Annotated in this window: 21 protein-coding genes; 11 read left to right on the plus strand and 10 right to left on the minus strand. The window is 64.4% G+C overall.

Translation table 11 applies throughout. From position 1 onward, the window contains the following. Positions 1–17: 17 nt before the first annotated feature. Genes HOY34_RS14175 through HOY34_RS14200 form a run of 6 tightly spaced genes read left to right on the plus strand, consistent with a single transcriptional unit; the run spans position 18 to position 5,451 of the window. Positions 18–878, plus strand: a complete 861-nt coding sequence (locus HOY34_RS14175) for a VOC family protein (RefSeq protein WP_172363953.1) — start codon at positions 18–20, stop codon at positions 876–878. Further along, positions 875–1,735: a VOC family protein gene (locus HOY34_RS14180; RefSeq protein ID WP_172363955.1), complete on the plus strand. Its 861-nt coding sequence runs from the start codon at positions 875–877 to the stop codon at positions 1,733–1,735. Before HOY34_RS14175 ends, HOY34_RS14180 begins: the two co-directional genes overlap by 4 nt. Before the next feature lie 2 nt (positions 1,736–1,737). Further along, entirely contained in the window at positions 1,738–2,409 is a 672-nt protein-coding gene (locus tag HOY34_RS14185) for a class II aldolase/adducin family protein (RefSeq protein ID WP_172363957.1), read from the plus strand. A 13-nt stretch (positions 2,410–2,422) separates the two neighbouring features. Next, complete coding sequence (locus HOY34_RS14190) at positions 2,423–3,877, plus strand: 2-hydroxymuconic semialdehyde dehydrogenase (protein ID WP_172363959.1); 1,455 nt, start codon at positions 2,423–2,425, stop codon at positions 3,875–3,877. A 13-nt stretch (positions 3,878–3,890) separates the two neighbouring features. Then, positions 3,891–4,673: a fumarylacetoacetate hydrolase family protein gene (locus HOY34_RS14195; protein ID WP_172363961.1), complete on the plus strand. Its 783-nt coding sequence runs from the start codon at positions 3,891–3,893 to the stop codon at positions 4,671–4,673. A gap of 7 nt (positions 4,674–4,680) precedes the next feature. Continuing rightward, the gene (locus HOY34_RS14200) at positions 4,681–5,451 is read left to right on the plus strand and encodes an HpcH/HpaI aldolase family protein (protein ID WP_216654760.1); all 771 of its coding nucleotides are present in this window, start codon (positions 4,681–4,683) and stop codon (positions 5,449–5,451) included. Positions 5,452–5,546: 95 nt separating this feature from the next. Here the strand turns inward: HOY34_RS14200 and HOY34_RS14205 are convergent, their stop codons facing one another. Beyond that, on the minus strand, positions 5,547–7,826 hold the full coding sequence (locus HOY34_RS14205; protein ID WP_172363963.1) for a hypothetical protein: 2,280 nt from the start codon (positions 7,824–7,826) through the stop codon (positions 5,547–5,549). A gap of 245 nt (positions 7,827–8,071) precedes the next feature. Here HOY34_RS14205 and HOY34_RS14210 point away from each other — a divergent pair, with 245 nt between their 5' ends. Further along, positions 8,072–9,379, plus strand: coding sequence for a lipopolysaccharide biosynthesis protein (locus tag HOY34_RS14210; protein ID WP_172363965.1), 1,308 nt, complete (start codon positions 8,072–8,074; stop codon positions 9,377–9,379). 21 nt (positions 9,380–9,400) lie between these two features. Here HOY34_RS14210 and HOY34_RS14215 read toward each other — a convergent pair whose 3' ends face one another. The 3 genes from HOY34_RS14215 to HOY34_RS14225 form a co-directional block, all read right to left on the minus strand. Beyond that, entirely contained in the window at positions 9,401–11,494 is a 2,094-nt protein-coding gene (locus tag HOY34_RS14215) for a GumC family protein (protein WP_172363967.1), read from the minus strand. A gap of 133 nt (positions 11,495–11,627) precedes the next feature. Then, a complete protein-coding gene (locus HOY34_RS14220; RefSeq protein WP_253944470.1) occupies positions 11,628–12,440 on the minus strand; it encodes a HugZ family pyridoxamine 5'-phosphate oxidase in 813 nt (270 codons plus the stop codon). Positions 12,441–12,566: 126 nt separating this feature from the next. Beyond that, positions 12,567–12,968, minus strand: coding sequence for a DoxX family protein (locus tag HOY34_RS14225; protein ID WP_172363969.1), 402 nt, complete (start codon positions 12,966–12,968; stop codon positions 12,567–12,569). 165 nt (positions 12,969–13,133) lie between these two features. Between HOY34_RS14225 and HOY34_RS14230 the strand changes: the two genes are divergently transcribed. Then, on the plus strand, positions 13,134–14,036 hold the full coding sequence (locus HOY34_RS14230) for a LysR family transcriptional regulator (RefSeq protein ID WP_172363971.1): 903 nt from the start codon (positions 13,134–13,136) through the stop codon (positions 14,034–14,036). 57 nt (positions 14,037–14,093) lie between these two features. Here HOY34_RS14230 and HOY34_RS14235 read toward each other — a convergent pair whose 3' ends face one another. After that, positions 14,094–15,008, minus strand: a complete 915-nt coding sequence (locus HOY34_RS14235; protein ID WP_172363974.1) for a LysR substrate-binding domain-containing protein — start codon at positions 15,006–15,008, stop codon at positions 14,094–14,096. Positions 15,009–15,141: 133 nt separating this feature from the next. On the opposite strand from HOY34_RS14235, the gene HOY34_RS14240 reads away from it, so the two are divergent. Further along, positions 15,142–16,272 (plus strand): TauD/TfdA family dioxygenase, encoded by a 1,131-nt coding sequence (locus HOY34_RS14240; RefSeq protein WP_172363976.1) that lies wholly within the window; start codon positions 15,142–15,144, stop codon positions 16,270–16,272. Then, positions 16,269–17,033 carry a class II aldolase/adducin family protein gene (locus HOY34_RS14245; RefSeq protein WP_172363978.1) on the plus strand — a complete coding sequence of 255 codons (765 nt, stop codon included), beginning with the start codon at positions 16,269–16,271 and terminating at the stop codon, positions 17,031–17,033. Before HOY34_RS14240 ends, HOY34_RS14245 begins: the two co-directional genes overlap by 4 nt. Before the next feature lie 75 nt (positions 17,034–17,108). Here the strand turns inward: HOY34_RS14245 and HOY34_RS14250 are convergent, their stop codons facing one another. From HOY34_RS14250 to HOY34_RS14265, 4 genes are all read right to left on the minus strand, one after another. Continuing rightward, positions 17,109–18,293, minus strand: coding sequence for a YncE family protein (locus tag HOY34_RS14250; protein ID WP_172363980.1), 1,185 nt, complete (start codon positions 18,291–18,293; stop codon positions 17,109–17,111). A 73-nt stretch (positions 18,294–18,366) separates the two neighbouring features. Next, positions 18,367–20,772, minus strand: a complete 2,406-nt coding sequence (locus HOY34_RS14255) for a TonB-dependent siderophore receptor (protein WP_172363982.1) — start codon at positions 20,770–20,772, stop codon at positions 18,367–18,369. A gap of 306 nt (positions 20,773–21,078) precedes the next feature. Next, the gene (locus HOY34_RS14260; RefSeq protein WP_172363984.1) at positions 21,079–22,134 is read right to left on the minus strand and encodes a FecR family protein; all 1,056 of its coding nucleotides are present in this window, start codon (positions 22,132–22,134) and stop codon (positions 21,079–21,081) included. 52 nt (positions 22,135–22,186) lie between these two features. Further along, a complete protein-coding gene (locus HOY34_RS14265) occupies positions 22,187–22,714 on the minus strand; it encodes an RNA polymerase sigma factor (RefSeq protein ID WP_172363986.1) in 528 nt (175 codons plus the stop codon). Between the two features lie 362 nt (positions 22,715–23,076). Between HOY34_RS14265 and HOY34_RS14270 the strand changes: the two genes are divergently transcribed. Next, a complete protein-coding gene (locus HOY34_RS14270) occupies positions 23,077–24,462 on the plus strand; it encodes an ammonium transporter (protein WP_253944471.1) in 1,386 nt (461 codons plus the stop codon). 92 nt (positions 24,463–24,554) lie between these two features. On the opposite strand, the gene HOY34_RS14275 is transcribed toward HOY34_RS14270, so the two are convergent. After that, entirely contained in the window at positions 24,555–25,001 is a 447-nt protein-coding gene (locus tag HOY34_RS14275; protein WP_172363988.1) for a hypothetical protein, read from the minus strand. Between the last annotated feature and the right edge of the window lie 11 nt (positions 25,002–25,012).

The following is a 25,012-nucleotide window of genomic DNA, read 5'->3' on the forward strand; positions in this document are numbered from 1 at the left end:
GGAAAGAGAAACAGACCATGACGCATCCTTACCGCGACCTTCGTTATCTGCGCGTTCCGGTTCCTGACCTTCAGGCGGCGGCGGGTTTTGCATCCGGCATCTTCGGCCTGCAACGCGCCGATGAGGACGACCGCACCATCCGTTTCCGCTCGGACGACCGCAATTATGCGCTGTGCTACACGCTCGACGATGGCCCCGCCGCCGTGGCGCTGACGGTTGCTAACCGTGAGGATCTGGCGGGGGCCATGACCCGCCTTGCCCGCTGGCAGCCCCGGATGCTGGATGATGACGAGGCCCTCGCCCGCCAGGTCAAGGCCGGGCTGGCGGTCACCGCCCCGAATGGCATCACGGTCGAGCTGGTCTGGCGGCCGCTGACCTCTGGCTGGCGCTATCACGGGCCGCGCGATGCGGGCATCACCGGGTTTCAGGCGGTGCAGCTGGCCTGCACCGACCTGTCCGCAAATGAGGTCTTCTGGACCGACGGCATCGGCGCGCGCATCTCTGACTGGGCGGGCGACGCGGCCTTCCTGGCGATTGATGACGCCCATCACCGCATCTCGCTTTACCCGTCGCAGCGCGACGGCATCCTTGGTGCGGTCTGGGCGGTCGAGGGGCTGAACAATGTGATGCAGGGCTGGTATCACTTCCAGCGCTCTCAGGTTCCCGTGATCCACGGCCCGGGCCGCCAGCCCACCTCAAACGCGATTTTCGTCACTGCCGAAGCGCCGCAGGGGATCTATTTCAGCTACGCCGCCGAAACCGAGGAAGGGCCGCAGATCGCGGCACGGGGGCCCCGCCAGTTCGCAAACCAGACATGGTCACACGACGCCTGGGGCTCGCTGTGCCATGCCCCGGAATTCGGAGGGAAAGAAGCATGATCGAGCTGAAGGATGTCGTCTATTGCCGCCTTGGCACCCGCGATCTGGCGGGATCGGAATGGTTCGCGCTGAACATTCTTGGCCTGCAGGTGTCCGAGCGCCGCAAGGGCTCTACCTATTTCAAATCGAATGAGCGCGAGCATACGCTGTGCTATTTCGAGGGCGACCCGGATGATCAGGTGACCGCCTTCGAACTGGGCAGCCATGACGATCTGCAACGCGCCGCCGCGACGCTGGAAAGCCTGGGGCACCGGGTTCATTATGGCTCGGCGGTGGAATGCGATGCCCGCCATGTGCGCGAGTTCATCCGCTTTAATGACCCCACCGGCAATGGGATCGAGTTCGTGGTGCGCCCGGCGGTGTCGGGCCTGCGCTATCACGGCACCCGCGATGCCGGGATCACCGGCTTCAGCCATGTCGGCCTTTGCACCACCAATGCCGAGCGCGACGAGGCCTTCTGGACCCAGGTCTGCAATGCCCGCGTCTCTGACCGGATCGGTGATGCGCCCCTGATGCGGCTGGGCACGATCCACCATTCGATCGCGCTGTTTCCTTACCACAAATCCGGCATCCAGCACATCAACCACCAGGTCGAAAGTGCCGATGACATCCAGCGCAGCTTCAACTTTGTGCGCGACAATCAGGTGAATATCACCTTCGGCCCGGGGCGGCATCCGACCTCTTCGGCGCAGTTCCTTTACTTCACCGGGCCCGAGGGGATGACCTTCGAATATTCCACCGGGGTCTGCGAAATCCATGACGAGCCGCTCTGGCGCGACCGTCAGTTCCACTTTGAGCCCAAGGGCTTTTGCCATTGGGGCGCAAAGCCCAATATCGCCGCATTCAGGGACGAATAAGCATGGAAGCGCTTGCAAAAACCGTGCGTATCTCTGCGCGCTCGCTGGGACGGGCGGGGCTGGTCCATGCTTACGGCCATTGCTCGGCCCGGGTGGATGCGGATCACTTCCTGGTCTGCCCGGCGCGACCGATGGCGCAGATCCTGCCCGGCGAGGCCTGCACCCTGGTTCCGGTGCGCGGTGCCCTGCCAGAGGGCGTGTTGGGCGAGGTGCGGCTGCATCAGCAGATCTATCAGCGCAGGCCCGATTGCGGCGGCGTGATCCGCTTCATGGGGCCGAATGTGATGGCGCTGGCAGCCCTTGGCCGCGTGCCCGCGATGCGCCACGGCTTTGGCACCTATTTCGCGCCGAAGGTGGGGCTTTGGGATGATATCCAGCTGATCCGCGACGAGGAAAAGGCCGTCGGCGCGATTGATGCGATGGGGGCCAGCGCGGGCCTTCTGATGCGCGGCAATGGCGGCGTGGTGGCGGGGGAAAGCCTTGAAGAGGCCACGGGCCTTGCCTTCTACCTGGATGACATGTGCCGCATCGAGCTGGCAGCCCTGGCCGCCGGGCTGGCCGATACGCCTGAGATTTCCGCCGAAGATGCCCAGACCCGCGCCACCCGCGCCGGGCGGATCTTCGGGCGGATGTGGGATCACCTGACCTTTGGTGACCCGGAAAAGACTGCGTGAAAGGAAGTTTGCCGTGACCACCTATCTTAATTTCATCGACGGCCAGTTCGTCAAAGGCTCTGCCACGCCTTTCGCCAATCATTTCCCGACCACGGGCGAGGTGATCGGCGAGGTTTCGGCCGCCGGCCGCGCCGAGGTGGATGCCGCTGTCGGGGCCGCGAAAGCCGCGCTGAAAGGCCCCTGGGGCCGTATGCCCCTGGCCGAGCGCGTGGCGTTTTTGCGCAAGCTCGCCGATGGGATCAACGCCCGCTTTGACGAGTTCCTGGCCGCCGAGATCCGCGACACCGGCAAGCCGCGCTCGATTGCCAGCCATATCGACATTCCGCGCGGCGCGGCGAATTTCAACGTCTTTGCCGATCAGATCCTGACCGCCTCGACCGAGACCTTCGAGATGGCCACGCCGGATGGCGCGGGTGCGCTGAACTATGCGCTGCGCCTGCCGCGTGGGGTGATCGGGGTGGTGTGCCCCTGGAACCTGCCGCTTTTGCTGATGACCTGGAAGGTCGCGCCCGCGCTGGCCTGCGGCAATACGGTGGTGGTGAAACCCTCTGAGGAAACCCCGGCCACCGCCACGCTTTTGGGCGAGGTGATGAATGCCGTCGGCATCCCGCCCGGCGTCTATAACGTGGTTCACGGCCATGGCCCCGATGCCGCGGGCGAATTCCTGACCTCGCATCCCGATGTCGATGGCATCACCTTCACCGGCGAGACCCGCACGGGTGAGGCGATCATGCGGGCGGCGGCCAATGGCGTGCGCCCCGTCTCGCTGGAGCTGGGCGGCAAAAATGCGGGCATCGTCTTTGACGACGCCGATCTTGCCCTGACGCTGGAAGGCCTTGGCCGCGCGTGTTTTGCCAATACCGGGCAGGTCTGCCTTGGGACCGAACGTATCTATGTCCAGCGCGATATCTTTGACCGCTTCGCCGAGGGCCTGGCCGCCAAAGCCGCCGCCTATCGCTTCGGCGATCCCTTTGACACGGCAACCACCATGGGCACGGTGATCTCAGCCGAGCATCGCGCCAAGGTTCTGTCCTATTATGAAAAGGCACGCCAGGGCGGGGCAACCGCGCTTGCAGGCGGCGGCGTGCCTGAGGTTGCGGGCTATAGCGGCGGCTATTGGGTGCAGCCCACCGTCTGGACCGGGCTTTCCCAGGATCACCCGGTGGTGCGCGAAGAGATCTTCGGCCCCTGCACCGCGCTGATCCCCTTTGACAGCGAGGAAGAGGCCTGCGCCCTGGCCAATGACACGCCCTATGGCCTTGCGACCTCGATCTGGACCACCAATCTGGGCCGCGCGCATCGCACCGCGAGAAGCGTCGAGGTCGGCATCTCCTGGGTGAATTCCTGGTTCCTGCGCGATCTGCGCACGCCATTTGGCGGCGCGAAAGCCAGCGGCATCGGCCGTGAGGGCGGGATCCACTCGCTCGAATTCTATACCGAATTGCGCAACGTCTGCATCAAACTCTGAAAGGCCCAGTCCCATGTTGACCGAAGAAGAACGCGCCCGGGCTGTAGCGGGCCTCTTGGAAAGCCACCGCACGAAAATCCAGGGCGAGCGCCCCTCGGTGTTGTTCCCCAATATCGAGATCGCCGACAGCTATGCGATCTCCTCGGCGGTGGCCGAGGCGAAGGTGAAAGCCGGGGCGAAGATCATCGGCCATAAGATCGGCCTGACCTCAAAGGCGATGCAGGCGGCCTCAAAGATCGACGAGCCGGACTACGGCTATATGTTCGACGATCTGGTGCTGGCCGATGGCGCGAAAGTGCAGTTTGAGGATTTCTGCGTGCCGCGCGTCGAGCCAGAGCTGACCTTCGTGCTGAAAGAGCCGCTGCGGGGCCCGAATGTCGGGCTGGTCGATGTGCTGCGCGCTACCGAATGGGTGATCCCCTCAATCGAGATCATCGACGCCCGCGTGACAGAGCCGCGCAAGATCTTTGACACCGTGGCCGACAATGGCGCGGCGGCGGGGCTGGTGCTGGGCGGCCGCCCGGTGCGCCCGACCGATATCGACCTGCGGTGGGCGGGGGCGATTTTCTACCGCAACTCTGAGATCGAAGAGACCGGGCTTGCCGCCGGTGTGTTGGGGCATCCGGCGATGGCGGTGGCCTGGCTTGCCAACAAGCTCGCACCCTTCGGTGTGACGCTGGAGCCGGGGCATATGCTGCTTTCGGGCAGCTTCACCCGCCCGGTCTGGGCGAAGAAGGGCGACACGCTGCATGCCGATTTCGGGCCGCTCGGCTCGGTCGCGGTTCAGTTCGTGTGAGGGTGTGATGGTGATCGAGGCCCCCCGCAACACGTTCAAGCGCCGCCTGCTGGCGGGTGAGGCGCTGCATGGCCTTTGGCTGTCGCTGGCCAGCCCGGTCTCATCCGAGGCGCTTTCGCTGATCGGCTTCGACTGGCTTTTGTTCGATACTGAACATGCGGCGATTGACCTGGGCGCGGTGCAGCCCCTGCTGCAGGCTGCGGCGGCCGGGGCCTCATCCCCGGTGGTGCGCCCGGCCTGGAATGACAAGGTGCTGATCAAACGGGCGCTGGACATGGGGGCGCAGACGCTGCTGATCCCCTTTGTCGAAACCCCCGAAGAGGCCGCCGCCGCTGTCGCCGCCACCCGCTATCCGCCCGGCGGTATCCGGGGCGTGGCAGGCGGCACCCGCGCCAGCCGTTTCGGCCTGACATCCGATTACTTCCAGGTGGCCGATCAGGAGATCTGCGTTCTTGTGCAGCTTGAGACCACTGCCGCCCTTACCCGTCTTGAGGAGATCGCGGCGGTGCCTGGTGTCGATGGCATCTTTATCGGCCCCTCAGATCTTTCGGCCTCGATGGGGTTTCTGGGCCGCCCCGGCGCGCCCGAGGTGCAAAGGGTGCTGCAGGACACGGCAGCGCGCATCCGCAATACCGGCAAGGCCGCCGGTATTCTGGCCACTAACCCCGAGGATGCGAGGCGCTATCTCGACTGGGGATATTCCTTCGTTGCGGGGGCGGTTGATCTGGGTCTGTTGCTGAAAGCTGCGGGCGAGACCTTGTCCCGGATGCGGGCATAAGCCCGCGCCGTCACGCTGTAGGCCGCTGATAAAAAGCCAACAGGCAGCCCCGCCGGACTGCCTGTTGATGTTTTCACAAATGGCGCGGGCCTGCCTTAAATCGCGTAGGTCAGGCCTATGTTCAGCGCGGGGCTGGCATTGGTATGAAAACCACCATCGCTTAGCGCGAAAAGCCGCCCGGCCAGGTGGTCTACCCAGATCCCCTCAATGGCCTGGCAACGGGTCAGCTGCGGCCATGGCAGCGAGATTGCACCGCTGACCAGATCCAGCCCATGCACCGCGCCGTCGCTGCCATTGCTGCCGGATGAGGCATAAAGCATCCCCGCAGCAGCGGCATGGCACAGGTGATCGGGGGTTGTGGTGCCCAGCGTCAGTGTCGCCTGGATCGCCCCGGCCTTTGTGATGCGATAGGCGGTGGCGCTGTTGGCCGCGCTGACGAAAAGCTGGTTGCTGCCCGCATCCCAGGCCAGGCCATTGGGCGCGCTCCAGGCCCCGGCCCAGCCGGGCGCGTCCAGCAAGATGCGGTCCGCGGCGATCTCGGCCCCGGCGGCGCTGTAATGCTCGATCCGTTTCAGCCCGGGGCGGGCCAGCCAGAAGCTGTTGTCCTGGCCATCCCAGGCGACGCCCTGCACACCGTCAAGCGCCGGATCGCTTAACCCGTAAGAGACCAGGCAGCGCTGGAAATCGGCGGTCACGATGGCGATGCGGGCGGCAAAGGGGCTGCCGTCGCCCTCAACCTGGCGGCCGTCGCTGCCGATCACCCAGCAGCCCGCAAAGGGGCCGCTGCCGATCCGGTCAAGGCCGGTGGCGGTGAAGCCCAGTCCCGCCGGGCTGCCCGGCAGATCGGGCAGGTGCGACCAGCTGAGCAGCCGCGCCTCAGGGGCAGTGCGGCGGCGCCAGAGGGCCGAGCTGCCCGCCGCAACCAGCAGATCACGCACCCAGGCCCGGCGCGGCGCGGTGGCCCCGCTGCCGGGCTGGGCATCGGTGACAAGGCGGATGCTGTCGCAGCCCGCTGGAATCGCCACATTCTGAAAGCTGACGCGCAGGGGGGCCACCGCCGCGCCATTCGTGTTCAGGCTCATGGACTGCCGGGCGGCGGTGATCTCGCTGGCGCCGGCCCAGAACATCAGCAGGACGCGGGTCTGGGCAGCGGTTCCGGTGGCGGCCTCGGCCTCGAACAGGCAAGAGGCCGAGAGGGTGCCGCGTTCCGCCCCCGGCAGGCCAGAGCGCGGCACATTGATGTGGAAATAGGTCGGCGTGCCGGGCGGCTGGGTCAGCTGGTGGCAGCGATGACCGTCACGGGTAACAAGCGCCACGCCTGCGCCTGTGGGCCGCACCCAGCCTGTGGTGGCGGTGCAATCGTCGATCCCCTGCGGCACCGCATTCGGGTAGCGGGCGACCTCAGTCATCTCGGTTTGCAGATTGCGCCCCAGCGTTGCAACTGCGCCCGAGACGAAGATCGTATTTGCCCAGTTGAAGCTGGAATCCCCTTCGGGCCGGGTCGGGCCCATCAATGCCTCGCCCGGCTGGCGCAGGATCGGCGTGCCGCCAAAACTGTCAACCAGCAGCAGATATTTGCGCCCTGCGAGGAACATATTCGCGGCCGGCGTGTCACCGCCGCCATTGATGCGCATCGGCAGGGCACCGATCCCGTTGATATTGACCGAAAATGCCCCCTGGTTATGCGCGGGCATGGTCAGCATCAGCTGATCGCCTGTGGTATAGGCGGTGTAATCCAGCCCCGAGGGCAGCGTTCCGGTCACCGTGCCGCCGACCGCGCCGTCAAAGGCGGGGGCAGAGATGATCATCACCGGGGCGCGGCGCTGGCCGCTCAGGGCTGCGGCTGCGGCCTGGGCCTCAAGGCGGGCCTCATTGGCCGCTGTCGCATGGCCGATCGTGCCGGATGCGGCGGCCTCGACGGCGGCCAGATAGCCCGGCTCGGTAAAGCCGGACAGGTTCTCTGTTGCCGCCGCCATCGTGTCATATTGATCCTGCGTCAGTGAGGTCCACCAGCTTTGCGCCGGGGCCGGGGGCTCGGCCAGCAAAAGCTCGGCGAGACTATAGCTGGCGGCGCTGCCGATCTGGATGCGGCCCAGTTTCGCCTCGCGCCGGGTTGTGGTGGTGCGCTCGGTCTCTGACCAGCTGGCGCTGACCTGGTAATGGGTGGCCCTCGCCCCCCCGGCATTGCGCCACAGCACGAAATCGGCGGGCAGGCTGCCATCTTCCTCCAGCGTGACGGTGACCTTGCCCGGCGCCAGCACCTGCGAGCCTTCGGCATCCCAGCCCGAAAGCGCAAAGCTAAGCTGCGCGGCTTTCGCGGGTTCGTTCGAGGGAAGGGGGACGCGGCCGGTGATCCGGCTGGTTGTGAGTGCCATCTGCAAGCTCCCGTTCTGTGACTGCGATGCGCCCGCCCGGGCCAAAAGGCCGCGAATACGGGCATTCGCGCAGAATCTGTCGCCAGATGATGAACATGCGCCTGGAGCAGCGTGCGCTGCCCTGGCCGGGGGTGCGCAGGCTTGACAACTCTGGGTTGCGATCCGCTAAAGGATGCAGGCATAGCCTGGCACCCATCCCCGGGGCAAAGGCCGCGCCGCTGATGGATCTGCGGGACGGGCGGGATATGAACGCAGCGACACCTTCACGGCTGACAAAGGTGCTGCGGCGCGTGCCGCCTGCCGCGCTGAGCGGTGGCCTGCGGATCCTGGGGCTGGGGCTGCGCTTTGTGCTGTCGGTCTTCATGGTGCGCTATATGACGCTTGATGAGGTCGGGCTGTTTGCGCTGGCGGTCGGGATGGCGGGGCTGATGCCCTCGGTCTTTGGGCTGGGGCTGAATTATTTCATGGCGCGACAGCTGGTTGGCCTGTCCCATGATCAGGCGCTGCAGGTCGCGCAAAGCCGTTTGCGCTGCACGGTTCTGATGGCGCTGGTCTGTGCGGTGCTGGTCTTGCTGGCGCATGCTATGGGCTGGCTGGCTTTGCCTGTTCTGCCCTTGCTGGCGGTGACGATCCTTTGCCTTGAGATGGTGGCCGTTGATATCCAGGTCGCGCTGATTGCGCGGGGGCGGCCCGATCTGGCCAATCTGTCGCTTTTGCTGCGATCGGGTCTGTGGATCCTGCCTTTTGTCGCCCTGGCCTGGGCCTTGCCCGGCCTGCGGCAGATCGGGGCGCTGGCCTGGTTCTGGCTGGCGGGACTGCTGCTCAGCCATCTGCTGATCGCGCTGATCTGTCGCCATGATCTGCGCCGCTTTGCGGCCGGGCTGCTGCGCCCGGAGGCGGGGGGGGCCTATCCGCGCCGGATCGGCTGGCGGGCAGGGCGCATCTGGATCAGCGATCTGGGCCTTGGCGGCAGCCTTTACATCGACCGCTTTCTGATCACCGCCCTGGCGGGCCTGAGTGCGGCCGGGGTCTATTTCTTCTATGCCTCACTGATGAGCGCGGTTTACGTGATCTGCGTGGCCTCGACGGTGCAGATCTGCCAGCCGAAGCTGCGGGCGGCTTATCTGGCGGCGGGCGTTACCGGGCTGCGCCAGGACCTGCGGCTGCGCCTGCGCCTGCGCAAAACGGTTCTGATCACACTGGCGGCCTATCTCTGCAGCCTGCCGATGATCTGGCTGGTGATGCGGATCACCGACAATGCCGAGCTGGCCTCCTGGATCGGTCTCTGCCCGATCCTGCTGCTGGGCTTTGCGATGAAGGTGGTGGGCGATCTGTTCAGCTCTGCCCTTGCCGCCGCCGAGCAGGATCGTCGTTATGCGGCGCTGAACATCCTGAACCTGTGCCTTGTGGCCGGGCTGACGCTGATCCTGGTGCCGCTGACCGGCCTTTGGGGGGCGGCGGTGGCGATGGTGCTGGCCAGCGCAATCGTGCTGGCGGCCCGTGCGGCAAGCCTGGCGCGGCTGCAGGATCAGCCGGATGCGGGCAGCCCCTGACGGTGGCAGATCACGAGGCGCTCAGCCTGGCCCGGTGCTGTAATAGCCCTCGCCGTCGCGCGAATAGGCGCCGTAATAGCCGCCGTGACCATAGCGGCGCATGCCCGCCGGATCGACCTGGCTTAGCACCAGGCCCGCAACCGGCACCCGCACCTGCGCCAGCTGCTGCAGCGCGTCACTGACCTGCGCCTGGGGTGTATGATCCCACCGCACCACAAAGACCGTGGTATCGGCGTGGCGGGCGATGATCCGCGCGTCGGGCACCACCAGCACAGGTGGCGTGTCGATCAGGATGATGTCATAGCGCTTGCGGGCCTCATCCAGCAGCCGCAGGAACCCCGGCGATGAGAACAGGTCCGCGGCATTGGTGCGGCCCTCGGCGCCGGGCAGAATATCGGCGATCCCCTCGACCTTCAGCACCGCCTGCGCAAGGCTGTGCTCTCCCCGGATCACTGACGCGGTATCGGCCGCCCCCCCCGGCTGATTGCCGATATAAAGGCCGATGGTGCGCATCCGCATATCGCCCTCGATCAGCAAAACACGCCGCCCCATCATCGTCAGGTTCTGCGCCAGCGCCAGCGCGGTGGTCGTCTTGCCCTCGCCCGGGATCGACGAGGTCATGGCGATGATCTGCGGGGGATCGCCTTTCGCGGTCAGCAGAACCGAGGTGCGCAGGTTGCGGATCGCCTCGGCCGGGGCCGAGGTGGGATTGCGCCCCAGCCAGGAAATCACATCCTGGCGCGATTTCTGCGGCACGGCCGGGATCTGCGACAGCACGATTTGCCCGGTCAGCGCCTCAAGCTCGCGGGCCGAGCGGATGCGGCTGGTGGTCAGCTCGCGCAGCAAGATGATGGCGGTGCCGATGATCGCGCCAAACACCGCCGCCGCGACCAGGATCAGCGCCTTGCGCGGCGCATAGGGGCCGCGCGGCGTGACCGCATCGGAAAGGATCCGGCTGTCGGGCTGATTGATCCCCTGCTGGGCGGCGGTTTCCTTCAGCCTGGTCTGGAAATGCTCATGCAAAAGGCGGCTGGACTCGGCCTCGCGCTCCAGCTGTTCAAGGCGGACAAGATCCTGCGACTGGCGGTTGATGTCATTTGACAGCGCGGCCTCGGCCCCGATCAGCGCGTTGATCTGCTGCTGCAGGCGGCTTTGGTCATCCGCCATCCGCGCGAGGATCTGGTCCAGCCGCAGCTGCCAGGCGGCAGGGTCTGAGCTGGCCAGCCCGCGCAGCTGATCATCGCCGATCAGCCGCGATTTTTCCGCCGGATCGGATGCCGCCGCGATCCGGGCCAGGTGATTTTGCAAATTCGTCAGATCCGCCTGCATCTGTTCAATCCGGCGGCGGGTCTCTTTCTGCTGGCGGTCCATCGCCTCCAGGTTTTCAGCGCTGATCAGATTGGTGTCGTTGCGAAAGGCGCGCACCTCACGCTCGGCGGCCTCAAATTCGGTGCGCAGGATCGCCACCTGATCTGACAGCCATTTCGTCGCCGCCTCGGTCGCCTCAAAGCGCACCCGCAGCTGGTCGTTGATGTAAAGACGCGTCAGGGTATCGGCGATCCGCGCCGCTTTTTCGGGCGAGGTGCTGGCGACGGTAATATGGAACACCAGGCTTTGCGGCACATTCGAGATGCCGGTCTGGGTCAGAAGCTGGGTCACCGTATTGTCGCGGATCAGCGCCTCTGACGGCGGCGGGTCGGCCCCGCCCGCAAGCATGTCTTTCAGGCGGCCAATCGGGCCAGGCGGCTCAAGGGCCAGGTTGAATTCGGGGTCATTGGTCAGGTCCAGCTCATCAACCACCCGCGCCATCAAGGTGCGCCCGCGCAGCACCTCGACCTCGGTATTGACCACCGCGGATTCCCCCGAGGTCAGGCCACCCAGCACCGAGTTCAGCCCCAGCATCGCGGATTCCCGCGATTCCAGCATGACAACCGCCGTGGCGCGGTAAACCGGGGTCGCCAGCAAAAAGGCATAGATCCCGCCCAGCAGCACCATCGTCGCAACAGAACCGCAAAGCAGCAGCTTTTCGCGCCAGAGCACCTGCAGCAATGACAGAAAATCAAGCGCTTCGGCGTCGCGGGTTTCGGGCTGTGGCGCCTCGCGCAGATGGCTCATCAGGAATGCTGCCCCGTTGCTTTGTGACCCTGGGTGACCCTGGCTGGTCGCGCCGCAAAGCGGCCTTTCACCTCCAGCCTGCACCAGAATGCCCTGCACCTGTCAACCTAAAGCAGATTTAAGTGAAATTATTTCAACCGTTATGTCCGGAAAGGAGCAGTTTCAGCGCCGCACCATAGCCCTCCGGCTCTGACACTGGCTGCGCAAATTCACCCCGCAGAATACGCGATGAACACGCCAGATCGAAGCCGTCCGGATCCAGCGCAACCATGGTCCAGCGCCGCCGCTGCCATGCCGTCTGCGCCGCCCCCTTTCGCAGCCGAAGCGTGTTCGCCACCAGCCCGGCGATCAGCGCCGGATCGCGGTTCAGCTTTTGCAGCAGCTGCGCCTCATCCGCGCCGAGCAGCCGCCCCGCGCCGTGATGGCCCAGCTGCGCGAAGGTGACCGCCCCGGCATTTCGCGCCGGGCCGCCGCCGATATTGACCGCCGTTATCTGCAGGCGGAAGAACAGCGCATCGGGCAGCTGCAGATAGAGCCGCGCCTTCGGGAAGCGCGCCAGATAGCGGTGGCGCAGGGCCTCTTGCGCTCCGGCGTCAACGGGCTGCGCGAGGCCGCTCAGGGTCATGCGCGGCCCTGTCAGCGCATCCGCGCCCTCAAGCGCCGCCCAGCACAGCGAGGCGCGGTTGTCTTGCGCCAGATTGCGGGCATGCAGCGCGATACGGGCGGCCAGAAAGACCGGGCTGCCATCCGCATCGGGCATGACATTGGTCATGATCCCATAGGGGAAGCCGCCCGGATCCAGAGTGGAAAGCGCGGCGATCCGGCTTTCATGCAGCAAACGCCGCCCCGCCGTGACCGGATCGAAACTGGCCCCGGCGCGGCTGTCGGGCGCCACGCTGCGCGGCGTGATTGCCTGAGGGGGGATGTCTGTGCGGCCCGATGTCAAGGCGGCCCTCCGGGTTTGGGGGTTGCGGGGGCTATGAATAGGGCAGAGGGCCGGGTGGATAAAGCGCATAGCGAAAGGGGCGGCAGTGCCGCCCCTTTGTGACAGGGTCACCGTGGTCAGGTCGGATCAGAACGGGCTGGCGACAAGCGTCAGGGCACCGTCACCCAGCAGGGCCAGAACGATCAGGCTGATGGTCCAGAAGGCGGGATATTCCCAGCCACCATTGGGGTTGGTGAACCAGAACCCGGCGGGGCCGTGCACTTTGATGATGGTGCCCAGCATCACCGGAACCAGCAGCAGCGCGATCACCCGCGGCCAGATGCCCAACGTCAGGGCGATAGCGCCTGCCAGCTCGACCAGGATGGTCACATAGGCGAACCAGCCGGGCAGACCCAGCGATTTGAAAAAGCCGACGGTGCCTGCGGGTTTGAACACGAAGAGCTTCAGCCCGACATGGGCGAAGAACAGGGCAGCGAGGGCAAGGCGAAGCAGCAGGATGCCCCAGGATGCAGTGGAAAGGTCAATCATGATTTTTGTCCCTTATGGAATTGAGGATGGGATCCCTGCGTCAGCGCGGCCTGGTCGTTCAGAGCCGCTCTGGCGCATCCCGTTGAAGCCAATATCTGCTGCTTTGATTGCGAATGAAATGGTATTGTTGTTGTAACAGTGTCTACGCCGTGTTCTTAATCCCGCATGGATATCCTTGATTGCATTCGCGCCTTTGTGGCGACGGTTGAAACCGGCTCTTTCACGGGCGCGGCCGAGCGGCTGGCGATCTCGAACCGGCTGACCTCAAAATACGTCGCCGCTCTGGAAGAGCGGCTGGGCAACCGCCTCTTGCAGCGCACCACGCGCTCGGTCGGGCTGACGGCGGCAGGGCAGGAATTTTACGCCCGCGCCCCGGCGCTGATCGAAGAGCTGGACGACCTGCTCTCGAGTGCGACCGAAAACAGCAGCCAGCTTTCCGGCCATATCCGGATCACCGCGCCGGTGGATTTCGGCTCGGTCTATATCAAAGGGATGCTGGCGCGTTTTCTGGCCGCCAACCCGGGGGTGACGGTCGATCTGCAGCTGGATGACCGCTATGTCGATCTGGCGCGGCGCGGCATTGATCTGGCCTTCCGCATCGGCGAGCAGGATCAGCAATCGCTGCGGCTGCGTCGTCTGGGGCAGATCCGCTCCTGCGCGGTGGCGGCGCCCTCTTATCTGGCGGGGCGGAGCATGCCGCAAACGCCTGCGGATCTGGCGGACCATGACTGCATTATCGACACCAATCGCCGTGACCCGCTGCGCTGGCGGTTTGAGCGTGATGGCAGTGTGCAGCAGGTCACGGTTCAGGGGCGTTTTTCGGTCAATAGCGCGCGGGTGGCGGTCGAGCTGGCGATAGAGGGGCTGGGCGTCGCCTTTTGCCCGACTTTTGCGGTGGGCGATGACCTGCGCTCGGGCCGTTTGCTGCGCCTTTTGCCCGATTACGAGCCGCCCTGCGTCACCCTGAATGTCGTCTACCTTGAGGGCCGCGTCATGCCGCGCAAGCTGCGGGCGCTGATCGATTTCACCCTGGCCGATCTGCATCATGCCGGGCTGGATAAGGCCTGATCTGGCCCGGCCCGCCTGCATCAAACCCGCCCGCATCAGATCTGACGGCGCAGGGGCCTAGACCGTCAAAATCGCCGCCTGACTGCAAAGCCAGTCTGACAGGATCTGCACCGAGGGGCGCATTTGCGGGCCGGGCGGGCTGACAAGATAAAAGGCCTCTTCGGGCTGGATCCGGGGGAAGGGCAGGGTCACCAGCCGCCCCTGGGCCACCAGCTCATGCACGTTTGATTCCCAGCCCAGCATCACCCCCTGGCCTGCCATCGCCGCCTGGCTGGCCAGCACGTAATTGGTAAAGCTGCGCCCGGCTGATTTGGGGGCGGGCATGCCGATGGCGCGGCAGTAGCCCTCCCATCCCAGCCAGCTGTCATCTCCGGCGATCACATGCAGATGCGGCACCTGATCCAGCCGCAGCCCCTGATGCAGCATCCGCGCCGCCAGATCGGGGTGGCAGACCGGAACCACGCTTTCACCAAACAGCCGGGTGACGCGGCCATCACTCCACTGGCCCAGACCGTAGCGCAGCGCGAGGTCAATGCCCGGCTCCAGCGCGGGGGCGCCCTGGGCGGTGGTCATCACATTGACGGAAATATCCTCATGCGCGGCGTAAAACCCCGCGAGGCAGGGCATCAGCCAATAGGTCGCGGTGCCCGCAGAACAGGCAATCGTCACATTGCCGGAATTCAGCCGCTGCATGGCGCGCACCTGTTCCAGCGCGCGTGCGATATGGCCCAGCCCATCGGCGACCGCACGATGCACCACCTGGCCCTCGGCGGTCAGGCTGGCGGGGCGGGTGGCGCGGTCCAGCAGCCTTGCGCCGACGTGATCCTCAAGCGCTTTCACCGCCTGGCTGATCGCGGGTTGCGAGACATTCATCTCTGCCGCCGCCGCCCGCAGGCTGCCATGGCGCACCACGCTTTCAAACACCGCGAAAAGGCGCAGGGGCGGCAGGCGAAGGCGCGATGCGGGATCCATTATCATCATAACCTGTGTGTTATCTTATGCAAAGATTTTACGGCATTCCGCTTTGCCCGACCAGTGGCTAATTTTCCCGTCAGGGACGGATCATTCGGGCGCTTTTGCCCCATAAACAGCGGAAATACCTGCCATGGATATGACCATTGAGAAAACCGCAGAGCTGGGCGCATCGGGGTTGACGCTTGACCTGGCCTCTGGCAAGCCGGCTTATTTTAACTACTACTGGCTGCGCGACAATTGCCCGACCTCTTTCAACACCACCACGCGTGAGCGCAGCTTTGACATCTTCCATCTGTCCGAGGCCCCCCGTCCCCTGTCGACTGTGGTGACATCGGCCGGGCTGGATGTGGCCTGGAATGACGGCCACAGCTCGCATTATCCGATGGAATTTCTGGAACAATATGCCAGCGGCACGCTGCGCCACGATCCTGCCGATCTGCCGCGCAAGGCCTGGTATGGCGATCACTATCCCGATGTCGCCCGCTTTACCCATGCCGAATTGCTGGCCGATAAGACCAAGGTCCGCGCCTGGCTTGAGGCCATGCTGGTCGAGGGGGTCTCGGTCGTCACCGGGATGCCTGACAGCAATGAGGGGCTGACGCAGCTGGTGAATGTGATGGGCCAGGTGCGCCCCACCTTCTTTGGCGATTATTTCGACGTCAAAACCCATATCAAGCCGACGAATACCGCCTATACCTCGGCCGCGCTTGAGCTGCATACCGACACCCCGGCCGAGGAACATGCCCCCGGCGTGCAGTTCCTGCATATGCGCCGCAACTCGGTTGAGGGCGGGCGCAATCTCTTTGGTGACGGTGTCGCGGCCGCGAATGATTTCCGCAAGATCGACCCCGAGGGCTTTCGCATCCTGTCAGAAACCGACGTGCCCTTCTATTGCGAGCATGACACCTATGACATGCGCTCGCGCCAGCGCATCATCGAGCTGGACCAGCATGGCGAGGTTTCCGGCCTGACGATCAGCCAGCATATGCTGGACATCATCGACCTGCCGCAGACCGAGATGGACAGGTTCTACCCCGCCTTCTGTGCCTTTGGAAAACTCTTGCAAAGTGACCGCTATATCATGCGCTTCACGCTGCAGGCGGGCGAATGTATCGTCTTTGACAATCACCGCATCGTGCATGGCCGCGCCGCCTATTCCGCCACCAGCGGCGAGCGTTATCTGCGCGGCTGCTATGCGGACCGGGCCGAGATGCGCTCGACCTGGCGGGCCCTGGTCAGCGAGGGGCGGTTTCGCGCATGAACAGACCCCTGACAGAGGACATCCACGGTGATGCGGCGGCGCTTCTGGCGCTGCGACAGGATCTGGCGGCGGCCTTCCGGCTTTGCCACCGCTTTGGCTGGAGCGAGTCGGTCGGTAATCATTTCAGCGCCGCCGTATCCGCAGATGGCAGCCGCTTTCTGCTGAACCCGCGCTGGCAGCATTTTGCGACGATCCGGGCCAGCGATCTGTTGCTGCTGGACGCGGCAGATCAAAGCGTGATGGAGGGGCCGAATGCGCCAGACCCCTCGGCCTGGGCGGTGCATGGCTCGCTGCACCGCGCCCTGCCCGAGGCGCGGGTGATCCTGCATTGCCATTCACCCTATGCAACCGCGCTGGCCTGCCTGAAAGATCCGACACTTTTGCCGCTGGATAACAATACGGCGCGGTTTTATGGCCGGATCGGCTATGATCTGGCCTTTGGCGGCATTTCTGACAATGCCTCGGAAGGCGAGCATCTGGCGGCGGCGATGAGGGGCAATTCGGTGCTGGTCATGGGCAATCACGGCGTCTCGATTGCTGCAGATACCGTGGCGGATGCGTTTGAGGATCTCTATTTCTTCGAGAAGGCCGCCCAGACGCAGATGCTGGCCCTGGCCTCTGGCCAGCCGCTTGCGGTCCTGTCGGATGAGGTGGCGCGGGCGACGGCGGCGGGCTGGCTGCCCTATCGTGGTATGGCTTTGCGTCATTTCGATTATCTGAAATCAACGCTGGATGCCGATGATCCATCCTGGCGGGACTGAGCCCCCGCCTGAATACCCCGCGCATGCTTTTGCAAAGACCCCTGGCCCACCGCAAAGCGGGCCAGGGGCTGATCGTCATTCGGCCTGGGGCAGCTCGGCCAGCTTGGTCAGATCCAGCCGCACGACCGACCCGATGGTGCCTTTGGCATAGTCGGGGTGTTTGTCATTCGCGGGTTCCGAGACCGAGGCGAAAAGCAGCTGGTTTTCCACATCAAGGCTAAGATTGCTGGGGAAGGTTTTCACCCCCAGATCGCGGGCGATGCGATAGTCTTTGGTATCGATCACCATGATGCCGCCAGTGCCGATCGGCTGGGCGCGGTTAAAGCCGTAATAGGTGACATAGGCTTCATCGCGGGCCGGATTCCAGATCACATCCAGCGCGCCGGGGCCGATTGGCACCTGGGCGATGATGCTGCCATCAGCGGTATTGAAGACGTAAAGTTTGCCCTCATGGCTGTCGACCGCGAAAAGCCGCCCGCCTTTGGCATCGAGCGACAGGTTCACCATGAAATGCGCCGAATCTGATCCCTGGCCGGGCGGGGTGTCGCCGGTCGAGAAGGTGGTGATCTTCTCTCCGGTTTCGGCGTTCAGCACGAGGATTTCTTCCGCCCCGCCACCGCCGATATAGATGCGATCCGCACCGTCATAGGCCAGGCCCGCCGCCCAGATCACCGCATTGTCGATGCGATGCGTCGGCTCAGACTGGCCGGGGTCGATGATCCAGACGATGCCCTCATTGGTGGGGCCGGTGACGAAAACACGCCCCGTTGCCTGATCGACCTCGATCATGCGGGTATGTTCCATTTTGCCGCCCTCGCCGGGCTTGCCCAGCTGGATCGTCCTGAGGAAAAAGCCGCTTTTCGCGTCGATCACACTCAGCGAGCCATCCTTGGTATTGCCCGCATAAAGCAACCCGCGCTGATGATCGACCGCCAGCGCAAAGGGGCGCAGCTTCAGCTGGATGCGGCGGATGGGGGCCAGGGTATCGGCGTCCAGCATATAGACATCGCCTGCCGCACCATCGGTGAAATCGGGAACCGAGGCGGCAAAGACCGCGCCCAGCTCTGGCACCGACAGCACCTCATAGCCGCCGGGCACCGCGCTGTTGCGGGTGGCGGCGGCGACGAAATCGGCGGTAGGCGTCTGGGCGGGGCGGATGGCCTCTTCGGCAAAGGCAGGCTGGATCGCCAGCCCCAGCAGCCCAAGGCCAAGCGCTGCATGGCGCAGGGACGTGCCTGCAGTCCGGGTTTTCAGGGTCATGATCCCACTTTCCGTTTGTTGTGACTGCCCCGGCGGGTGGTTCCGCCGGGGTCAAAACCTCAGAAATCCGGCCTCAGAACCGCGAGGTCAGGGTCAGCATCGCATTGCGCGGCTCGCCATAGACGGCGGCGACGCTGGCCGAGGGGTAGTAGACCTTGTCGAAGACATTGTTCACGTTCAGCTGGGCCGACCAGGTCTCGTTGATGTCATAGCGCGCCATCAGATCCACGACCGCAAAGGCCGATTGCGAGTTGCGGATCGGGCCAACCCCTGCCACCCCCAGCGTGTTCCAGCTTTCGCTTTGCCAGCGGGCACCGCCGCCGATGGTCCATTGGCTGTTGTCACCGGGCAGGTTGTAGGTGGTGAACAGCTTGACGGTTTTTTCCGGCAGGAAGGTGTTGATCTGCACGCCGTCCGGCCCCTCGGCTTTCATTTTCGAGGCCCCGAAGAACAGGTTCCAGCCGGGCCGGATCTCGCCCGAGATCTCCAGCTCGATGCCGCGCGTGGTCTGGCCCATGGCGCCGTAATAGGCCTGATCGGTGCTGCCGGGGATATAGATCGGGTTGCCGTTGGCATCCTCGGCCCCGGTTGCGACATTGTCCTGATAGGTGCGGTAATAGCTGAGCGAGGCGTTCAGTCGCCCCTCATACCATTCGCCCTTGATGCCGACCTCTTCGCTTTTGCCCTGCACCGGGTCCAGGTAGTCGCGGTTGATGTCACGATAGCTTTGCGGCTTGAAGATCTGCGTATAGCTTGCAAAGACCGAGACATTCTCGTTCACGTCATAGACCAGACCGAAATAGGGCGTCACTTCGGTAAAATGGCGGGTATCCGCGCCCCAGTCGGTGTAACGCAGCCCGAGGATCGCGTTCAGCGGATCGGCCAGCGACAGCCGGGTCGAGGCATAGCCGGAATATTCGGTGGATTTTTCGGTCCATTCGCCTGCCTGGGGCAGGTAGAATTGCGGGCGCGGCAGGCTGCCATCCCAGTCATAAATGCTGCCCATAACCGGCTGCGCACCGACAACATCGTAGTCATCGGCCCGGTTCCAGTCGCGCCCGGCATGCATGCCGAAATTCAGCGCATGTTCGCGCCCAAAAAGGGTAACCGGACCGGAGACCGAGGCATCCAGCGCGATCTGACGCTGGAACTCATCGGCCTTGCGGGCGAAAAGCGTCATCCCAAGCCCGGTGATCGGATCGGGGCGGCCGTAAAAGCGGGTGTTCTCGGCCGTGTAGTTGCGCTTGACGGCGCTGAGCGTGGCATTCCCGGTCCAGCCGCCGCCGAAATCGTGATCAACGCGGACGGTGGCCATATCCTGCTCGCTGCCCCAGGATGCCCAATAGGGGGCCGAGGACAGATGACGCGGCAGATTGGTCGGCGTGCCATCGCTGAACAGCGTCGGGAAGGCGCTCCATTCCGAGCCTTTCGGGTCGTGATTGCGCCGCTCATAGCTGAAGGAAAGCGTGGTCGCGGCGTCAATATCCCAGGCGATGGTGCCATAGATCGTCTGTTTGTCGACGCTATAGCGGTCGCGGAAACTGTCGCCGCTATAGACATCTGCCACCAGACGGCCGCGCAATGTGCCGCTGGCGTTCAGCTTGTTCGAGACATCAATGCCCAGCCCCATGCGGTTCCAGCTGCCATAGCGGGCCTCGATGGTTCCGGTCAGCTCGGTCGCGGTGGCCTTCTTACGCTCCATCCGCACGGCGGCAGAGGGGTCGCCCGGCCCGGTCAAAAGGCCCGTCGCGCCGCGGATCACCTCGGCATGGTCATAGGTCGAGGTCGAGGATTGCAGCCCGACACCCGACATAAAGCCGATGCCGCCATCAATCACCACCCCGTCGATGATATAGCTGGAGACCCATTGCCCGCGCGACCAGGTATTGTCGCGGTCGGTTTCGAAGATCGCCGATTGCACGCCCGTCGTATAGGCCAGCATCTGCTGCGTGGTCGCCAGGCCCTGGTCTTTCAGGCGCTGATTGGTGATCACCGTCACCGATTGCGGCGTCTCTTTCAGGCTGATCGGCAGCCCGGTAGAGCCGGTCGCGGCCCCGGTTGTGTAGGATCCGGTGCCCTCGGTCAGGGTGGCATCGGCGTTCAGCACGATGGTGCCCAGGTTGCCTGCGCCGGCCTCACCGCCTGCAGATGCGTCATCCGCCGCGCCAAGGATCGTCACCGTCGTCGCGCCGCTGAAGCTGTAACGCAGCCCCGAGCCCGCCAGCAGCCGCGCCAGCGCCTGTTCCGCCGTCAGCGCCCCCTGCACCGCAGGCGCCTGCGCCCCGGCGGCAATAGAGGTGCGATAGGCGATCTGAATGCCCGATTGCTGCGCCAGGTCGCGCAGCGCACGCGACAGCGACTGTGCCGGGATATTCAGCTGATGCGTGGCGGCATTTTGCGCCATCGTCATCGGGGCAGAGGCGATCAACAGCGCAGAAGCGCCCGCCAGCCCCCCCAGCCCGATCGCAGTGCCGGACAACAAAGCAGACAGCCGGTGCGCCGATGCGCGCCGGGCAGAATTGACTGATCGAGACATGCGACCCGAACCCTTTCTCACGTGACAGCGGCCCCCGCCGGGCCTTGCGCGAAGAGTTTGGGTAACGTCCTGCCTGGACCCTTCACCAGATTGACGGTTGAGGGGCGGCTTTGCCTAAAGAGCAAATGGCTAAAAAGTTCAGAAAAATTTCATCTGTTTGAAATGAAGGAAATTTTCAGATGATCTGGCTCAGATCAGCGGAAAGGGATCTGCAGATGGCGTCAGCAGGCGGGGCTCGCCAGGCGGGGCTCAGCTGACCAGGATCATCACTTTCGGCACCCGACGCACCGACAGCCCCTGGGTCAGGGCCAGCGCGCTGATCGCATCACGCGCCGCATTGGTCGAGAAAATCGCGCTGACGGGCATGGCGTGATTGACGCGGCTGCCCATCACCACCCGCTCGGGCACATAGCGGGCCAGCTCTTCCATGGCGGCGTCAAAGCGTTTGCCATCAAAGATGATACGGCCCTGGCGCCAGGCAAAGGCGATTTCCGGGTCGATGGTGCCAACCGCTGCCACGCGGCGGCCGGGCCCATAGACCGCCTGTTCGGCGGCGGCCAGCTCCAGCATGTGACCGGCGGCGGCGGTGATGCGCACCGCACCCTCAGAGACGGTGACCCGGGCCTGATCGGCCTCGACCCCGACCGAAAAGACGCCGCCCCGCGCCTCGGTGATGCCGTCAAGCGCCATGACCTGCAGGGGCTGGCCCCTGTCATCGGGCACCCGGAACTCGGCCTCGCCGCGCAGCAGCGTCACCTGGCGCTGCCCATCCTCAAAACCAAGCGCAATTGCGCTGTCGGTGTTCAGTGTGGCCACCGAACCATCGGGCAGCGTCATCCCCGCCATCTCGCCAAAGCCGGTATGCAGGTCCGATTGCCAGTCCTGCCACTGATGCGGCAGGTCCACCGCCCAGGCGGCTGCCCCTGCCGCCACCCCGCCCGCAAGAAACCCGCGCCGCCCGATCAGAGCGCGGCGCGGCTGCAAAACGGCAATCGCTGGCTGCGGCGCAGACCTTTGGCCTGACTGGGTTCGGGTCTGGGTTCGGGTTTGGGCAGGGGTCTGGGCACGAGTCTGGGCACTGGCCTGATCCGTCTGCGCCCTGGCCGGAGCCAGCCCGTCCAGCTGCTGCCAGAAGCTGCGCTCAAGATCAAAGATGCGGCCATGTTCGGGCGATTGCGCCCGCCACTGGCGAAACTGCTGCAGGTCTTCGGCCCCGATCCCGCCCGCGCTGAGACGCACCAGCCAGTCCCGCGCCTCACGGGCGAGTTTGGGGTCGGCTTTGGGCGATGTCAGGGCGCGGCTCATCGGTTCAGGCTCTGGTTCGGCCTCTGGGCGGGTCGGGCAGCGGCGGATGTCGTCAATCGTTCAACTCGTCGCGCAGATGGGCCAGATGCTCAAGGGCGCGCCGGATGTGATAATAGACGGCCTCATCGCTCATATCGAGCATTTCTGCGATCCGGCGATGGGTTACCCCTTCGATGCGGTTCATCAAAAAGATCTGCCGGGTCTTTTCGGGCAGCTCATCCAGCGCCGCCTGCACCGCCTGCAATGTCTGGCGGCCCATGACCGCGCGTTCGGCAGAGACCTCGTCGGACTGTTCCCACAGCAGGTCCTGGACCTCTGCATCCAGCTCTGCCCGCCTGCGCTCTTTGCGAAAATGATCCCGGATGCCGTTCATCGTCACCTGCGAAACAAAGCCTGCCGTGTTCGCGATGCCACCTTCGCTGCGCGTGGCGGTGCTGGCATTTTCCAGCCGCAGCCAGGTGTCCTGGACCAGATCCTCGGCCGTGGCCCGGTTGCCAAGGCGTGACTGCGCCATCGCCAGCAGGCGCGGACGCAGCGCAACGAAAGCAGCAAAAAGAGAGCCAGGCCGAAATTTGTCCAAAGACCGTCACCCGTCAACAGTCAGGCAGGAAGATGCGGCTGCCAGCCCTAATGGGGGCGTTAATTTCTGACAATAGCTCTTTGGAATTCTTTGCCGCCACTGTTGCAAGGCCGCCAGCTGTGGCTGTGGCGGTTGGGGGTTTCGCGGTGTGAGGGGGCTGAATCGATTCATATTTGGTGAAAATGCAGGCATTGGCGGCCCTGCCAGCCCGGAAATGCACCAGCCCCGGTGACTTGCGAATATTTACCAGAGGGAAAATTTGTATCCCAGAGAAATAGCTGCCGAAATATCCGGGACTGCCATCCCGGCCCTGACCCCCGGGTTTTGCCTCTGGGTCCGGCCTTCAGCTTTGGGGAATGACAATGAATGCAAGACACCTGATTTCAATGACGGCAGCGCTTGCGGCGCTGCCCTTTGCCGCAAGGGCCGAAGAGGCAGAGCCCGTGCTTTCGGCGGGTGATACCGCCTTCGTGGCCACCTGCGCCCTGATTGTGATGCTGATGATGCTGCCGGGCTTGGGTCTGTTCTATGCGGGCATGGCGCGCAGCAAGAATGTGCTCTCGGTGCTGACGCAGATCTTCGCCTCGATCTCGCTGATCATCGTGCTTTGGGTGGCGGTGGGCTATTCGCTGTTCATCGACGGCACCGGGCCGATCATCGGCGGCTTTGGCAAGGTCTTTCTGGCCGGCGTCACGACGGACAGCCTGGTCGGCACCATCCCTGAATATACCTATGTGATGTTCATGGGGATGTTCGCCGCGATCACCCCGCCGATCATCATCGGCGCCTTTGCCGAGCGGATGAAATTCTCGGCCGTGCTGATCTTCATGGGCGTCTGGTTCATGATCAACTATGTGCCGATGGCCCATATGGCCTGGGGCGGCGGCTGGGTCTTTGGGATCGAGGTGCAGGACTATGCGGGCGGCAATGTCGTTCACCTGAACGCAGGCATCGCCGCGCTGGTCTGCGCCCTGGTGATCGGGCCGCGCAAGGGCTATGGCAGCCAGATGATGGCACCGCACAACATGACCATGACCTATACGGGCGGGGCCATGCTCTGGGTGGGCTGGCTGGCCTTTTGCGGCGGCTGTGCGCTGGCGGCGAATGGCTTCTCGGGCCTTTTGATGCTGAACACCTTCCTGGGCGGCGCGGCAGGTGCGCTTGGCTGGATGATCACGGAATCGATCCATCGCGGCAAAACCAGCACCTTTGGCCTGCTTTCGGGGGCGATCTCTGGCCTCGTGGCGATTACCCCGGCCTGCGGCTTTGTCGGCCCGGCTGGCGCGATTGCCATTGGCCTGCTGGCGGCCCCGGTCTGCGTCTTTGCCGTCGAGGTGATGAAGCCGAAACTGGGCTATGACGACAGCTTCGACGTGTTTGGTGTGCATGGTGTGGCCGCGATTGTCGGCGGTATCCTGACGGTGATCTTTGCCGCGCCCTCGCTGGGCGGTGGCGGCTATCCTGAGGGGCGCGATATGGTCAGCCAGATGGTGCCCCAGGTGGCGATCATGGGCTTTTCGATCCTGGTCTCGGCGGTGACGACCTGGATCGCGCTGATGGTGGCGAAAGCGCTGGTCGGGCTGCGCGTCAGCGAAGAGGCGGAATATGAGGGTCTCGACACTACCTCGCATGGCGAAAGCGGCTATCGGCTGAGCGATGGTCTCTTTGGCGGTGCCGCAGTTGCCCCCACGGCCGAGGCCCATGGCGCGGCGCTGGCCCCGGCCAAGCTGAAGAACGTGCCGGGCTAAAGAACGTGTCGGGCTGAGGCGCATAGATCTGTCGGGATTACGCGGGGGGCTGATCGCCTCTCGCGTGATCTTTTTTTTGCGGTTCTGGTGGCCTATTCGCCCCTGTTTGCCGCGCGACATGTGACCGCTGCGCCCTGCACTGAGCAGTCGTATCCTTGCGCTGCAGGGGCCTTACCCGCCACGCGCGGCAGAGGAATGTCCGAACGTGTCGCCCAGGCCTGCCCCGCCAGCCCGCACCAAAGCTGCAGGACCGGCATCTCATCCCCGGTCTCGTTCCGCTCATACACCGTCCCGCTGGCCAGATCATAGCCAAAGCGGATCGTCAGCTCATGATGCGGGGCCTGCTGCGGCGCAATCCGGCCCAGATCCTTTGAAAACCAATGCGCCAGGCTCGCCCCGCATTCGAGCGTTGAATCTGAGCTGTTGGCTACCCGGATTTCCAGCGTATGCTGCGCCACGAAAGCCGATACGGCCAGAGGCCCTGACAAAGCGGGCAAAAGACCCGCCAGCAGGGCCGTGATGAAAGATTTGCGGTGCATCTGCGTCTTTT

The sequence above is a fragment of the Pseudogemmobacter hezensis genome (assembly GCF_013155295.1).
Lineage (GTDB): Bacteria > Pseudomonadota > Alphaproteobacteria > Rhodobacterales > Rhodobacteraceae > Pseudogemmobacter > Pseudogemmobacter hezensis.

Coding starts and splice junctions, on each gene's coding strand:
- HOY34_RS14175 (WP_172363953.1), top strand. CDS start 18: ATGACGCATCCTTACCGCGACCTTCGTTATCTGCGCGTTCCGGTTCCT.
- HOY34_RS14180 (WP_172363955.1), top strand. CDS start 875: ATGATCGAGCTGAAGGATGTCGTCTATTGCCGCCTTGGCACCCGCGAT.
- HOY34_RS14185 (WP_172363957.1), top strand. CDS start 1,738: ATGGAAGCGCTTGCAAAAACCGTGCGTATCTCTGCGCGCTCGCTGGGA.
- HOY34_RS14195 (WP_172363961.1), top strand. CDS start 3,891: ATGTTGACCGAAGAAGAACGCGCCCGGGCTGTAGCGGGCCTCTTGGAA.
- HOY34_RS14200 (WP_216654760.1), top strand. CDS start 4,681: ATGGTGATCGAGGCCCCCCGCAACACGTTCAAGCGCCGCCTGCTGGCG.
- HOY34_RS14205 (WP_172363963.1), bottom strand. CDS start 7,826: ATGGCACTCACAACCAGCCGGATCACCGGCCGCGTCCCCCTTCCCTCG.
- HOY34_RS14210 (WP_172363965.1), top strand. CDS start 8,072: ATGAACGCAGCGACACCTTCACGGCTGACAAAGGTGCTGCGGCGCGTG.
- HOY34_RS14215 (WP_172363967.1), bottom strand. CDS start 11,494: ATGAGCCATCTGCGCGAGGCGCCACAGCCCGAAACCCGCGACGCCGAA.
- HOY34_RS14225 (WP_172363969.1), bottom strand. CDS start 12,968: ATGATTGACCTTTCCACTGCATCCTGGGGCATCCTGCTGCTTCGCCTT.
- HOY34_RS14230 (WP_172363971.1), top strand. CDS start 13,134: ATGGATATCCTTGATTGCATTCGCGCCTTTGTGGCGACGGTTGAAACC.
- HOY34_RS14235 (WP_172363974.1), bottom strand. CDS start 15,008: ATGGATCCCGCATCGCGCCTTCGCCTGCCGCCCCTGCGCCTTTTCGCG.
- HOY34_RS14240 (WP_172363976.1), top strand. CDS start 15,142: ATGGATATGACCATTGAGAAAACCGCAGAGCTGGGCGCATCGGGGTTG.
- HOY34_RS14245 (WP_172363978.1), top strand. CDS start 16,269: ATGAACAGACCCCTGACAGAGGACATCCACGGTGATGCGGCGGCGCTT.
- HOY34_RS14250 (WP_172363980.1), bottom strand. CDS start 18,293: ATGACCCTGAAAACCCGGACTGCAGGCACGTCCCTGCGCCATGCAGCG.
- HOY34_RS14260 (WP_172363984.1), bottom strand. CDS start 22,134: ATGAGCCGCGCCCTGACATCGCCCAAAGCCGACCCCAAACTCGCCCGT.
- HOY34_RS14270 (WP_253944471.1), top strand. CDS start 23,077: ATGAATGCAAGACACCTGATTTCAATGACGGCAGCGCTTGCGGCGCTG.
- HOY34_RS14275 (WP_172363988.1), bottom strand. CDS start 25,001: ATGCACCGCAAATCTTTCATCACGGCCCTGCTGGCGGGTCTTTTGCCC.